The organism is Apibacter raozihei (assembly GCF_004014855.1).
Lineage (GTDB): Bacteria > Bacteroidota > Bacteroidia > Flavobacteriales > Weeksellaceae > Apibacter > Apibacter raozihei.
In genome coordinates, this window is record NZ_CP034930.1 from 3,047,530 (window position 1) to 3,060,194 (window position 12,665).

Consider the following 12,665-nt stretch of genomic DNA (forward strand, 5'->3'; position numbering starts at 1 on the left):
AAATATGAACTTTAAAAAATTACTTTTTCTTTTATTTGCAGTATTCAGTCTTATTTCCTGTAATAACGATGATATTTGGAGTGAGGCTTCCGACACAGTCACTTTAGGCAACGGATTATTTGTTCTAAATGAAGGTGCCATGGGTAATAATAACGCCTCACTGGATTTTTTAAATCTGGATACCGGAGAATATACATTAAGTGTTTATACAAAGGTAAATCCTGATATAGTAAATAAGCTGGGTGATATTGGTAATGATCTTCGAATATATAATGGAAAACTCTATGCGGTAATCAACGGTTCTAATTATATTGAAGTTATGGACGCCCAGACCGCCAAACATCTGGGACAAATAAAAATCAACAATTGCAGAAGCATTGTCTTTAATAATGGGTATGCCTATGTTACTTCATTTAACGGTCCTATTGTTTCCGGTCAAAAACGAACAGGTATTGTTTATAAAATAAATACTGCCGACTTATCTATAGTTAATGAAGTTGCCGTGGGTTATCAGCCGGAAGAAATGGCTATTGCTAATAATAAATTATATGTAGCTAACTCAGGAGGATATACACAGGATGATTTAGATAATACTGTATCCATTATTGATTTAAATACCTTTACGGAAACTCAGCGTAAAGTGGTTGCTCCTAATTTGTGGAGAGTGAGAACCGATAAAAATAATAAGGTATGGATTTCATCTAGAGGCAATGCACCCGGTTTGTCTGTTTTATCTCCGGAAAATGATGAAATAATAAAAACTTTTAATATTACGGTAAGTGATATGGCTTTTTATCAGGATAAACTTTATTACTATGGTACCGAATGGGTGGGAAGTACATCAACTAATCAATATGGGGTGATTGATATTACTACTCAAATAAAAATTGCTGATCGCTTTTTGGATGAATCCACACAATCTGAAATTAAAACTCCTTATGGTATAACTATCAACCCTAAAAATGGTGATATATTTATTGCAGATGCAACCAATTATTATTCACCAGGTAAATTGTACCGATTCAATTCAAGCGGAACTTTATTATCTGAAAATCAGACAGGAGTTATACCGGGACATTTCGCTTTCTTAACTAAATAGTTTCCATGAAAACTAATTATATAAAAAACGTAGGGATACTTTGTTTATCCCTTTTCATTTTCTATTCATGTCACAATGATGAAATTTCGGCATTGGATCCTGAAAACGACCGTATCACTACTCCTGAAGATATTGATACGGATGGATTATATATTCTTAATGAAGGAAATATGGGCTATAATAAAGCATCTATAGATTATTTCGATTATACTAAAGGAACTTACTCAAAAAATATTTATGGAAAAGCTAATCCTTCAGTAGTTGGAAATTTAGGAGATGTAGGCAATGATATTCAAATATATGGTTCTAAACTATATGCAGTTATCAACGTATCTAATTACGTTGAAGTAATGAATGCAAAAAATGCAACACATATCGCAGAAATTAAAATTCCTAATTGCCGTTATATAATATTTGATAAAGGGTATGCATACATCTCATCGTATGCAGGGCCTGTAGGAATGGATCCTAACGCCCAGTTGGGGTATATAGCCAAAGTAGACACTGCTACTTTTGAGATAATTTCAAAAGAAACAGTGGGTTACCAACCAGAAGAGATGACTATAGCTAATAATAAATTATACGTAGCCAATTCCGGAGGTTATCGTGCTCCTGACTATGATCACACTGTTTCTGTCATCGATCTTTCTACTTTTAAAGAAATAAAAAAAATAGAAGTGGATATTAATCTATGGAAAATAAAAAAAGATAAAAATAATAAACTTTGGGTTACTTCTCGCGGAAACTATAACGATATTCCTTCTAAGACTTTTATTATTGATCCCGAAACGGACAACGTTGAAAAAAAATTAGATATTCCAATTTCTGATATGGCTTTTATAGACGATAAAATTTATTTTTTTAGTTACCAATGGAGTACAAAAGATAAAATTAAAACTTATGGTATCATTGATATAAATACTCAAAAAATCATTTCTGACCAATTTATCAAAAATAATGTAGAAAGCCAGATAACTGTCCCTTATGGCATAACGATAAATTCCGATAATGGAGATATCTTTATAACTGATGCTAAAAATTATGTAAGTCCCGGAACAATTTATTGCTTTGATAAATTTGGTTATTTAAAATGGAAAGCCGTTACGGGAGATATTCCCGGACATTTTGCCTTTTTACCTAAAAACTTAAAAAAATAGCCTATGAAAAAAATTATTTATATTTTTAATTTTACTTTACTTTTAGCTTCTACTATTAGTTGCTCTGGTGATGATTCTTCGGATACGGAACAAACAGAAAACATTGGAATTAATGACAGCTACAGTGTTAATAGATTAAAATTGTTGACTCTATCCCCACAATCAACGGCCGAATCCCCTACCACATTTGAATGGATTATTCAAAGCAAAACTACCCTAAAGGACTCTGTTAATATTAAAAATCAACAGTTGGAATTTCTTGCTTTGTATACAGGAGCATATCCTGTAATTTTAAAAATTACTCGGGGAAATGATGTCTTTACTAAACAAATATACATTTATGTAACTTTAGAAACGCCGTCTTACAGTCGTTATATTTCAAAAGTATATGATTTTTTTCCTGCTGTTGGCCAATTTACTAATACTTTACCTGAATGGATAGCTGGTGATTCAAGGGAAACTATGATAAAAAAAGCAGACCAGACATTAACAGGTCCCAATCCCGGAATGATTAGTTTAGGTGGATTTGGCGGTTATGTTATTTTTGGTTTTGACCATACTATAATTAATATAAAAGGAAAAAAAGATTTTAAAGTTTTAGGTAATGCCTTCTGGAGTAATGCTCTACCGAATGAAAGAGGTGGAAGTAGTGAGCCCGGTATTATAATGGTTTCTTATGATAAAAATAAGAATGGTATTCCGGATGATGATTGGTTTGAAATGGCTGGTAGTGAATATTATAAACAAGAAACTATTAAGAACTATTCACTGACATATTATCAGCCACAAAAGCCTGAAACGGCTGAGGTAAATCCAACTTACATAAAATGGATGGATAATCAGGGAAATACGGGTTTTAAAACAAAAAATCAATTTCATTCACAAAGCTATTACCCTGAATGGGTTAATTCGTCATCTTTAACATATACAGGAACCAAGCTACAGGATAATTATTACGATCTTAGCGGAAATGGTACTAACTGGATAGGAAAATCTTATGAATTTGGATATGCTGATAATGTACCCAACGACGATGATGCTTCGAATATTGATATTGACTGGGCGGTAGATAAATACGGAAATAAAGTGAGTTTACCTGGTATTGATTTTATAAAGGTTTATACAGGCGTCAATCAGGAAGCCGGAAATTTAGGAGAGGTTTCAACGGAAGTTACCGGAGCTTACGATCTTCATATAAAATAACAACAATAATAATAACTAATATAATTTAATGAAAAAACATTTATCCTTTTTTGCTTTCATCTTCTTTTTGGTAATAAGTTACTCTCAGGATTATTCAAAAGGAATATTTATAATTAATGAAGGCTGGTTCGGGCATGATAACGGCTCTGTAAATTTTTTAAACGATCAGGGCCAGTTTACTTATAATGCCTATAAATCAGCAAATGAAAATCTCTATACACTAGGAACCACCACCCAGTTTGCTACTATATATGGAGATCAGTTTTATTTTGTTTCCAAACAAGAGGGTAAAGGGGATTATTCCGGTAAAAAAATAGTGATTTCAGATTCAAAAAACCTTTTGAAAAAAGCGGAACTAACCCTCCCAGCTGATGGGAGATCTTTTGTAGGAGTTGATGAATCTAAAGGTTATATTGCGACTTCTAATGGTATCTATATTTTAAACCTACAAGAAATGTCTTTAGGAGATCTTATTGAAGGAAGTAATGGTTCACAGGTAGGGAATATGATACGAACTTCTCAATACGTATTTGCAGTAAAACAAAATACGGGAATCATAATTATTGATCCATCAAACAATTCTGTTATAAAAACTCTTTCGGGAAGCTATACTACAATTGTTCAATCTAAAAACGGAGATGTGTGGGCAGGTGCAGGCAGCAAACTTGTAAAGATAAACCCGGTAACATTTACCACTGAAGAAATTACTTTATCCGGTACATCTATCAGCGGTTCCTGGGGAGCCTGGAATGCCGGCAGTTTGTGTTCAAGCATTCAAAACAATGTTTTATACTGGACGAACAGCGGAACTTTCGGAGGTGGCTCTACCATTAGTAAATATGATATAGATGCTAAGGTATTGAATACTTCTTTTTTCACTTTGCCGGGACAAGAAGGAACTTATAAGCAGATTTTCTATGGTTCTGCACTACGTATTGACCCTGTAAGTAACCGTCTGATTATTACTGCCACTGAGTCCGGTTGGGGTGCACATTACCAAAAAAATTGGGTACACATGGTTTCTGACCAAGGTGACTTAGTACATACGTTTTCACTTACAGATTATTACTGGTTTCCGGCTATTACTGTTTTTCCCGATAATTATTCACCACTTATAAACAGCCAGTTATCACAAACCATTAACGAACTTAAAAATACGATTCATATTAATTTAAAGAATATGGCAACTGATTCAGACAATTTAGATGCAGCAATTGTTAAGTCTGTTAATTATATTACCAATGAGCAGATTCTGGAAGCTTCAGTAAATAAAGAAGATGAATTGGTTCTTACTCCACTTAAACCTGGTAATGCTGAGATTGAAATTGTATTTAATTCAAATGGCAAGATAGCCCGACATGCTATGATTATAAATGTTCCCACCACTTTATCTAGTGAAGAAATTCAAATAAAAAAGGAACTTACTATTTATCCTAATCCATGTACTGATTATTTCTTTATTGATGTGTCCAAAAATGAAAATCTGAAGATTTTTTCAGTTAATGGACAACAAGTCTATGAACAATACCTTACCACTGGAAAAAACATGATTAATATTTCCCATTTAGCTCAAGGTATTTATTGGGTTAAAACAAGTAACGACAGTTATAAAATTATTAAAAAATAGATTTTATAACGTCTTTTATTTCAAAAAAACAGTTTGTTGTGCAAACTGTTTTTTTGTTTTTTTAATTTCTTAATTTAACTTAAATATAGTAACTTTGGCGCCGAACTAAATAAAATAAAATTCTAATTTAGGATGAGTATTATTATCATTATTTTTGTTACGGCTATCCTTAGTCTTTACTCTGGAGTTTTTGGTTCCGGTAAATATTCGCAACCTATTGCTGTTATCGGATTATTAGTTGCCTTTGCAGCTACTTTTTACGGAGAAGTTCCTTTCTTCTTAAAATATTCCTCCATGTTTGTATTTGACGGAACATCCAAAATTTTTACTCAAATAGTAATTATTGCGACATTATTAATTTTCTTATTGGGACGCTATGCATTCCGGTTAATTGATCATCATCAATCTGAAGTTTATTCTTTAATGTTATTTTCTTTAAGCGGTGGAATAGTACTTTTTTGCTATCAAAATCTTGTAACACTGTTTCTGGGTATAGAAATATTATCTATTCCCCTTTATGTACTGGCAGGGAGTAACAAAAGCGATTTAAGATCGAATGAGGCTTCAATGAAATATTTTCTCTTAGGGGCTTTTGCTACCGGTTTCTTATTATTTGGTATAGCTTTAATCTACGGCACATCAGGTTCATTTGATATTGCTGCTATAAGACACTACAGCCTTGAAACAAAAAATGTTCCTACTATTTATATTACTGGGATAATTTTAATGTTAGTAGGACTATTATTTAAAATTTCCATAGTTCCATTTCATTTCTGGGCACCGGATGTATACGAAGGAACTCCTTCTTTGATCACAGCATTTATGGCTTCTGTCGTAAAAATTAGTGGATTTGTTGCTTTGTATAAATTAGTTGAAACTGTATTTGTAGGTCAGCTAAACGAATGGCAATATGTAATTTTTTATACAGCTATCCTAACTTTACTGGTTGCAAATATTATTGGAATTTTACAAAAAAATGCAAAAAGAATGCTGGCATATTCTAGTATATCCCATGCAGGTTATCTTTTATTAATTTATTTTAATACTGATTCAAATTCTGTTTATATATTAGCATTTTACCTGTTAGCTTATTCTTTAGCTACGGTAGGAGCTTTCGCCAGTCTTATTTATGTTGAGAGAGTATCACATGGTTCTTCTACTTTTGAAGTCTTTAATGGTTTAGCAAAAAAACAACCGCTTCTGGCTTTCACAACCTCTATCTCGTTGCTTTCAATGGCCGGAATTCCTTTAACCTCAGGGTTTATTGCCAAATTATCATTATTTACACAAACTATGGGTACACAACCTGTGTTGGTAATTATTGCTGTCATAGGATCTGCTATCAGCATAGCTTATTATCTTAAACTTATTATAGCTATGTATTTTAAACCGGGTTATCAGGAACTTCAGAATGCTCAAAAAGCTCCGATTATATATAACTTGGTTGCTTTAATCGTAGTAGTCTTGATTATTGCTTTAGGAGTTTATCCTGCACCTATTTTCAATTGTTTATCAATAAGCTGGTAAATTAAATCTAAAAATAATACGACCTTATATAAAAAAATCCTCTCAATATGAGAGGATTTTTTTTATAGAAAAAATTTAATTTTGTTGCTGTAATCCTCTAGATATAACTATTTTTTGAATTTCGGAAGTTCCTTCGTATATCTGAGTTATTTTGGCGTCTCTCATCAATCTTTCAACGTGATATTCTTTCACATATCCATACCCACCAAATATCTGAACTGCTTCAATGGTAGTTTCCATCGCTATTCTGGATGCATATAATTTAGCCATTGCGCCGGATTGATCATAGTTTTTGCGGGTATCTTTATCCCATGCTGCTTTTAAGCATAAAAACCTTGCTGCCTGAATCTGTGTTGCCATATCTGCAAGTTTAAATGCTATCGCCTGATGATTAAAAATTTCTTTACCAAAAGTTTTTCTTTCCTGAGAATAATTTAAAGCCAATTCGTAAGCTCCGGAGGCTATTCCAAATGCTTGTGAAGCAATACCTATTCTTCCCCCTGCCAACGTTTTCATTGCAAATTTAAATCCGAATCCGTCCTCTCCTATCCTATTTTCTTTGGGAACTTTAACATCAGTGAACATTAGTGAATGAGTATCAGACCCCCTGATTCCTAATTTATTCTCTTTAGGCCCTATTTCAAAACCCTGCATATCTCTATCAACAATGAAAACGTTTATTCCTTTATGTCCTTTATCCTGATGTGTCTGAGCAACTACCAGATAAACCGAAGCTGAATTTCCGTTAGTTATCCAGTTTTTTGTTCCATTTAACAGATAAAAATCTCCCATATCTACTGCTGTTGTATGCTGACGGGTCGCATCTGAACCTGCCTCTGGTTCTGATAAAGCAAATGCTCCTAAAATTTCACCCTTCGATAATCGGGGTAAATATTTTTGTTTCTGTTCTTCGGTTCCATATTCTTCTATTCCCCAACAAACCAATGAATTATTTACAGACATAATCACAGCTGAGGAAGCATCTATTTTTGAAATTTCTTCCATAGCAAGCACATAGGAAACTGTGTCCATTCCACTCCCACCGTAATTTGGATCAACCATCATTCCTAAAAAACCCAGTCCTCCCATTTTTTTTATCTGATCAGTAGGGAATTTTTGTAATTCATCTCTTTCTATAACTCCAGGTAATAATTCACTTTGAGCAAAATCTCTCGCAGCTTGTTTTATCATTTCCTGCTCTTCAGTTAATTGAAAATCTATCATAAGCTGTAATTTTAAATTTATAGCAATTAATAACCCCTTATTATTACTTGTACTAAATATAATAATTTTTATTGAGATTATATTTATCAAATCAATAAAAAATGCCGGATTTATTTATGAAATAAATCCGGCATTTAAAAATTTTAGTTAAAATTCAGTTTATTTTGCTATACACTTTCAGGAAACATTTTTGTTGATATTGCTATACGATTCCAAGAGTTGATAATGGTTATGGCCATCAATATTTGGGCTAAATATTTTTCTCCTAACAATTGAAGCGCTTCTTCATAGGTTTCATCGCTCACCCCTTTCTTATTAATCAAAGTAACCTCTTCAGTCAGTTGTAATATAATTCTTTCTTCTTTTGTAAAAAAAGGTACTTCTCTCCACACTCCTACTAAATTAATACGTTTTTGCGTTTCACCTGTTTTAAGAGCCTCTCTTGTATGTAAATCTAAACAGAAGGCACACCCATTTATTTGTGAAGCTCTTATTTTTAATAATTCTCTATGAGTCATAGTTATTTCAGAATTATCTAAATATTTTTCGAAACTATACATAATTTTATAAGCTTCAGGCTCTAATTTACTCATGTTTAACCTTGTATCCATAATGAAATATTTTAAATTATTGACTACAAAGTTTGCAATTCATTCCCGAAAAAAAATTAAGCCTGTTTAAGAAATGCTCCCTTTTCTAATTTCGCTTACATATTCTGGTGTAAGCCCTAAAAATGTTGATAAAATTTTCTGCGATACTCTTTGAACAAATTGAGGATAACTTTGTACAAAAGTTAAAAAAAGCTCTTTTTTGGGGGTTGTTAAAATAAGATATATTCTATGCATAGCTGCTGCAAAGGCGCGTTCTAACAACATTCTGAAATATTTTTCCAGTTTAGGAATTTCTTCCAGCAATTCATCCAGTTTTTTTCTGTTAATTTTCAGTACTTCTGCATTTTCAAGTGCCTGGATATAATACACAGAAGACTTATCCTTACCAAAGCTGTCGTAATCGGTAATCCACCAATTTTCGATAGCAAATTGTATGGTTTGTTCTTTTCCTTCTTCAGTAAAGGTATACATTCTACATACTCCTGAAATTATAAAATAATTATACTGACATTTATCTCCTTGTTTTAGTAAATACTCTTTCTTGTTTATTTTCTGGTAAGTAAAGTAGTTGGTTAATTTGTTTTTGTCTTCGTTAGTCAGGAGCACGTAATTTTCTATGTGCTGAATTAGTTCTAAATACACTATAATTTTTTTATTAAATATTTGGGGTCTTCTTTATATCCTTGCCTTGTATAAAATTTTTGAGCTAATAGCCTACGACTTTGAGTGTGAAGTTCTATTCTATCACATTTTTTTTCTTTAGCTAGTTGAGTGCAATATTCTTCAATTTCTCTACCAATTCCATTACTTCTTATTTTTTGTTCTACCGCAAAATAAGATATTCTTAGATAGTCTCCTTCTCTGGCTAATTGAGGGATAAAGTGCAAAGAGATAAAAGCAACAACACTACTTTCTTTTTCATATACTAATAATTCGGCATCCTCATTATTAATGAGAATTTTAATTTTATCGGATAAAAATCCTTTTGAAACCGGATAATCCAATTGTTTCAAGAGTTCCCTTATGGCTGGTTCATCATTGACTGTTGCTTTTCTTATACTCATTTTGTATTCTATTTAGATAGCAGGCTCCTGCTGGCTAAGGCAATGAAAACTTCCTAACCCCCATACAATATCTGTAGAATCAATACCTATCACTTTTCTATCAGGAAAACACCGTGCAATAATATCTAATGCCACTTTGTCTTTTTCACAATTAAATATGGGTACAATAACGGATTTATTAGCAATATAAAAATTTGCATAGGATGCCGGTAAGCGATATCCTTCATAAACCACAGGATCAGGCATGGGTAGTTCAATAACATTCAATGGATCTCCATTCAATAATTTCATTTCTTTCAACTGCTTAAGATTTTCTTGAAGAATTTCAAAATTATCATCTTGCGGGTTATCTTCTACCACTGTTAATACCGTATTTTCATTAACAAACCGAACGGTATCATCTATGTGTCCGTCGGTATCATCCCCCACAATACCATCGCCTACCCAAAGCACTTGTTTAACTCCATAAAAATCCATCAGATACTTTTCTATTTCTGACTGATTTAAATGTGGATTGCGATTCTTATTTAAAAGACAGGAACGTGAAGTTATTACTGTTCCATTTCCATTAAATTCAACGGAACCACCTTCCATAATAATTCCAGGGATAAAAACAGGCAGTTTTTCTTCTTTTGCTATGTGAAGTGGAATTTCATTATCTAAATGAAACGGAGGATATTTATCACCCCAGGCATTAAAATTCCATTTAACCAACACTTTTTTGTGCTCAAGGGAATTCGGATTGATAAGAAAGGCAGGACCATGATCTCTACACCAGGCATCATTCGTTGGATGAATATAAAAATTTATTTTATCTAAGTCGGCCTCTGTGTTCTGTAATATTTGTAAAGCAAATTCTTTCATTTTTACGTCTACAACATTAATATTTACCACTTCACCTTGTGAAACCTCTGCTATAAACTCTGCATATGGTTTAAATATTTTATCTATTTTACCCGGCCAGGAAGATTCTTTATGAGGCCAGGACAACCAGGTTGCTTTGTGAGGTGCAAATTCTGCAGGAAAGTAGTATCCAAGCTCTGCTGGAGTTTTTCCTTGAAATTCGGCTGGTGTATATACATTTAAATCTTTAAAAGTCATATTCTTATGATTATATTTAATCCTGAATTAATAAATTAACTTGAACAAAATTACTGAAATAAAAAAAAATAAACTATTTTTGCATGGTTTTATTTGTTCTACTAATTTGACACATGATAAAGTGATTGCTTCTTTAAAAAGACATAAACGACAACTTATACTGTTCTTCATAGCCGGGGTTCTTAGTGCTATCATTGAAATTTCTTTAATGAAAATCTTAAGTTTACCTCAAATGTTGCCCAGCATTTTTTCTTTTGAAAATAAATCGTATTCTTATCCTATTTCTAATTTGCTTTCAACAGGAGGTGGAATTTTAAGTAATTATTTTTTTAGTATACGATACGTTTTTGAAAGAGGAAAACACTCCAAGAAAAAAGAATTTTATCTTTTTATTACTCTTTCTATAATTACCATGTTTATGAGCTGGGGTATTTTCGCTTTATTTCATTCGTTTATAAATAAACCTGTCAACTTGTTGGTTTATACTGTTGGCGATATCGTTTTCTGTAAAGCTGCCGCAATTTTTCTGGTTTCCCTGGTAAATTATGTTGCTAAAAAGAAAATTGTTTTTTCTAACTAGCAAAGATTAAATAATTCTTACTTACCTGTATAGTAGCTTTACAAAGAATTATTTTGTCTAATCATCTATTTAACTAAAATATTTTATATGATCTTAGCCATTAAAAAGCATAAAAGACAAGTATTCTTATTTTTAATTGCTGGTGCAGTCAGTGCCTGTATTGAAATTTTTTCACTTCTAATTTTTGAAAAATTTCTACCTGTATATTTTTCTTTTGAAAACTTAAAAAACGGATATCCTTTATCCAGTATACTTGCTACCGGGGCTGGAATTTTAAGTAATTATATATTAAGCATTCGATATGTTTTTAAACGTGGAAAACATTCTAAAAGGAAAGAATTCTCTCTTTTTCTAATTTTATCTATAGGAACTGTGATAATGACCTGGGCATTATTTACCTTTTTTCTATCAATATCCACACATCTTTTTAGTGATATAGTATTTAAACATTCAAAATTGAATATTATTTTTAGCAGAGCTGCTGCTATTTCCATAGTATCAGTTTTGAACTATTGGTTAAAAAAGAAACTTGTGTTTACGAGTTAATATATTAAAGATTATTAGTAATAACTACCTTGTCTTTGGTGACAATCAGTTTAGTACCTGCTCCCATAATCAATGCCCTAGTATCGTAGATATGTCCTGTAGGAAATCCAAAAACTTTAGGTATATGATAATTTTTAAATCTTTCCGAAATCACTTCGTATGCCAGACTATCAAACGGTTCGTCATATTGACTATTTTCTTCCTTTGAATCCATTTTAGTAAAGCCACCGACTATTAATCCTGTAATACCTTTCAGAGCTCCTGCTCTCTCCAAACCTATAAGCATGCGGTCAATATGATAATAATTTTCATACCAATCTTCAATAAAAAGAATTTTATCTTTAAAATGGTCTAATGTGTTACTACCTAATAAACTATATAATATTGATAAGTTTCCTCCAGTTAGAAGTCCTTGCGCCTCGCCTTGTTGATTAAATGAATCGGGGGAAATTGTATAATTTAAACTTTGCTGTTGAAGTGCTTGAGTTAAAGTTGAGTAAGTATCCTGAGATTGTCCTTGTGGAAGCGGTTTACATACTGTAGCATGAAGACTGGGAAATCCTCTTCGGTTAAAGTGTTGATGAAATACTGTATTATCTGAATAACCTATCAGCCATTTGGGATTTTTTTTAAATTTATTAAGATTTAAACGATCTACAATTTGTACTCCTCCATATCCTCCTCTTGCAAACCATATTGCTTTGGCATAGGGATGATCTAAGGCCCACTGCAAATCACTTAACCGTTCTGGTGGCGTTCCTGAATACTTGTATGCAAAATTATATTGGTTAAAAGTATTCTGAGCTATTTCATAATTCCAATCATTAGCTTTTATTACATTTAACGCTGGCTGTATTTGATCCTCCGTAACCATTCCTGCAGGAGCTGTAATTAAAACTGTATCCCCTTTTTTTAATCTTTCCATA

General features: G+C 32.3%; 13 protein-coding genes. 7 read left to right on the forward strand and 6 right to left on the reverse strand.

Annotated features, from left to right (window positions below):
- Nucleotides 1-4 precede the first annotated feature (4 nt).
- The 5 genes from EOV51_RS13565 to EOV51_RS13585 all read left to right on the forward strand — a co-directional run bounded on the left by EOV51_RS13565 (nucleotide 5) and on the right by EOV51_RS13585 (nucleotide 6,613).
- Nucleotides 5-1,099: a YncE family protein gene (locus EOV51_RS13565; RefSeq protein WP_128153068.1), complete on the forward strand. Its 1,095-nt coding sequence runs from the start codon at nucleotides 5-7 to the stop codon at nucleotides 1,097-1,099.
- Between the two features lie 5 nt (nucleotides 1,100-1,104).
- Nucleotides 1,105-2,256: a YncE family protein gene (locus EOV51_RS13570; RefSeq protein ID WP_228427636.1), complete on the forward strand. Its 1,152-nt coding sequence runs from the start codon at nucleotides 1,105-1,107 to the stop codon at nucleotides 2,254-2,256.
- A 3-nt stretch (nucleotides 2,257-2,259) separates the two neighbouring features.
- Nucleotides 2,260-3,459, forward strand: coding sequence for a cell surface protein (locus tag EOV51_RS13575; RefSeq protein WP_128153069.1), 1,200 nt, complete (start codon nucleotides 2,260-2,262; stop codon nucleotides 3,457-3,459).
- A gap of 28 nt (nucleotides 3,460-3,487) precedes the next feature.
- Nucleotides 3,488-5,086 carry a T9SS type A sorting domain-containing protein gene (locus EOV51_RS13580; RefSeq protein ID WP_128153070.1) on the forward strand — a complete coding sequence of 533 codons (1,599 nt, stop codon included), beginning with the start codon at nucleotides 3,488-3,490 and terminating at the stop codon, nucleotides 5,084-5,086.
- A 132-nt stretch (nucleotides 5,087-5,218) separates the two neighbouring features.
- On the forward strand, nucleotides 5,219-6,613 hold the full coding sequence (locus tag EOV51_RS13585) for an NADH-quinone oxidoreductase subunit N (RefSeq protein ID WP_128153071.1): 1,395 nt from the start codon (nucleotides 5,219-5,221) through the stop codon (nucleotides 6,611-6,613).
- A gap of 75 nt (nucleotides 6,614-6,688) precedes the next feature.
- Here the strand turns inward: EOV51_RS13585 and EOV51_RS13590 are convergent, their stop codons facing one another.
- The 5 genes from EOV51_RS13590 to EOV51_RS13610 all read right to left on the reverse strand — a co-directional run bounded on the left by EOV51_RS13590 (nucleotide 6,689) and on the right by EOV51_RS13610 (nucleotide 10,613).
- Nucleotides 6,689-7,834 (reverse strand): acyl-CoA dehydrogenase, encoded by a 1,146-nt coding sequence (locus tag EOV51_RS13590; protein ID WP_128153356.1) that lies wholly within the window; start codon nucleotides 7,832-7,834, stop codon nucleotides 6,689-6,691.
- Between the two features lie 170 nt (nucleotides 7,835-8,004).
- Nucleotides 8,005-8,448 carry a carboxymuconolactone decarboxylase family protein gene (locus EOV51_RS13595; RefSeq protein ID WP_128153072.1) on the reverse strand — a complete coding sequence of 148 codons (444 nt, stop codon included), beginning with the start codon at nucleotides 8,446-8,448 and terminating at the stop codon, nucleotides 8,005-8,007.
- 66 nt (nucleotides 8,449-8,514) lie between these two features.
- Nucleotides 8,515-9,090 (reverse strand): Crp/Fnr family transcriptional regulator, encoded by a 576-nt coding sequence (locus EOV51_RS13600; protein ID WP_164875317.1) that lies wholly within the window; start codon nucleotides 9,088-9,090, stop codon nucleotides 8,515-8,517.
- Nucleotides 9,090-9,512, reverse strand: coding sequence for a GNAT family N-acetyltransferase (locus tag EOV51_RS13605; protein ID WP_128153074.1), 423 nt, complete (start codon nucleotides 9,510-9,512; stop codon nucleotides 9,090-9,092). Before EOV51_RS13605 ends, EOV51_RS13600 begins: the two co-directional genes overlap by 1 nt.
- 12 nt (nucleotides 9,513-9,524) lie before the next feature.
- Nucleotides 9,525-10,613: an agmatine deiminase family protein gene (locus tag EOV51_RS13610; RefSeq protein WP_128153075.1), complete on the reverse strand. Its 1,089-nt coding sequence runs from the start codon at nucleotides 10,611-10,613 to the stop codon at nucleotides 9,525-9,527.
- Nucleotides 10,614-10,821: 208 nt separating this feature from the next.
- Between EOV51_RS13610 and EOV51_RS13615 the strand changes: the two genes are divergently transcribed.
- Nucleotides 10,822-11,193, forward strand: coding sequence for a GtrA family protein (locus tag EOV51_RS13615; protein ID WP_394343657.1), 372 nt, complete (start codon nucleotides 10,822-10,824; stop codon nucleotides 11,191-11,193).
- An 87-nt stretch (nucleotides 11,194-11,280) separates the two neighbouring features.
- Entirely contained in the window at nucleotides 11,281-11,739 is a 459-nt protein-coding gene (locus tag EOV51_RS13620; protein WP_128153077.1) for a GtrA family protein, read from the forward strand.
- Nucleotides 11,740-11,743: 4 nt separating this feature from the next.
- Here the strand turns inward: EOV51_RS13620 and EOV51_RS13625 are convergent, their stop codons facing one another.
- Nucleotides 11,744-12,664, reverse strand: coding sequence for a S66 peptidase family protein (locus tag EOV51_RS13625; protein WP_128153078.1), 921 nt, complete (start codon nucleotides 12,662-12,664; stop codon nucleotides 11,744-11,746).
- Between the last annotated feature and the right edge of the window lies 1 nt (nucleotide 12,665).

Bases quoted from the DNA above. Each gene is read 5' to 3' on its own strand.
- EOV51_RS13565 (WP_128153068.1), top strand. From the start codon at position 5: ATGAACTTTAAAAAATTACTTTTTCTTTTATTTGCAGTATTCAGTCTT.
- EOV51_RS13570 (WP_228427636.1), top strand. From the start codon at position 1,105: ATGAAAACTAATTATATAAAAAACGTAGGGATACTTTGTTTATCCCTT.
- EOV51_RS13575 (WP_128153069.1), top strand. From the start codon at position 2,260: ATGAAAAAAATTATTTATATTTTTAATTTTACTTTACTTTTAGCTTCT.
- EOV51_RS13580 (WP_128153070.1), top strand. From the start codon at position 3,488: ATGAAAAAACATTTATCCTTTTTTGCTTTCATCTTCTTTTTGGTAATA.
- EOV51_RS13585 (WP_128153071.1), top strand. From the start codon at position 5,219: ATGAGTATTATTATCATTATTTTTGTTACGGCTATCCTTAGTCTTTAC.
- EOV51_RS13595 (WP_128153072.1), bottom strand. From the start codon at position 8,448: ATGGATACAAGGTTAAACATGAGTAAATTAGAGCCTGAAGCTTATAAA.
- EOV51_RS13605 (WP_128153074.1), bottom strand. From the start codon at position 9,512: ATGAGTATAAGAAAAGCAACAGTCAATGATGAACCAGCCATAAGGGAA.
- EOV51_RS13610 (WP_128153075.1), bottom strand. From the start codon at position 10,613: ATGACTTTTAAAGATTTAAATGTATATACACCAGCCGAATTTCAAGGA.
- EOV51_RS13615 (WP_394343657.1), top strand. From the start codon at position 10,822: ATGAAAATCTTAAGTTTACCTCAAATGTTGCCCAGCATTTTTTCTTTT.
- EOV51_RS13620 (WP_128153077.1), top strand. From the start codon at position 11,281: ATGATCTTAGCCATTAAAAAGCATAAAAGACAAGTATTCTTATTTTTA.
- EOV51_RS13625 (WP_128153078.1), bottom strand. From the start codon at position 12,664: ATGGAAAGATTAAAAAAAGGGGATACAGTTTTAATTACAGCTCCTGCA.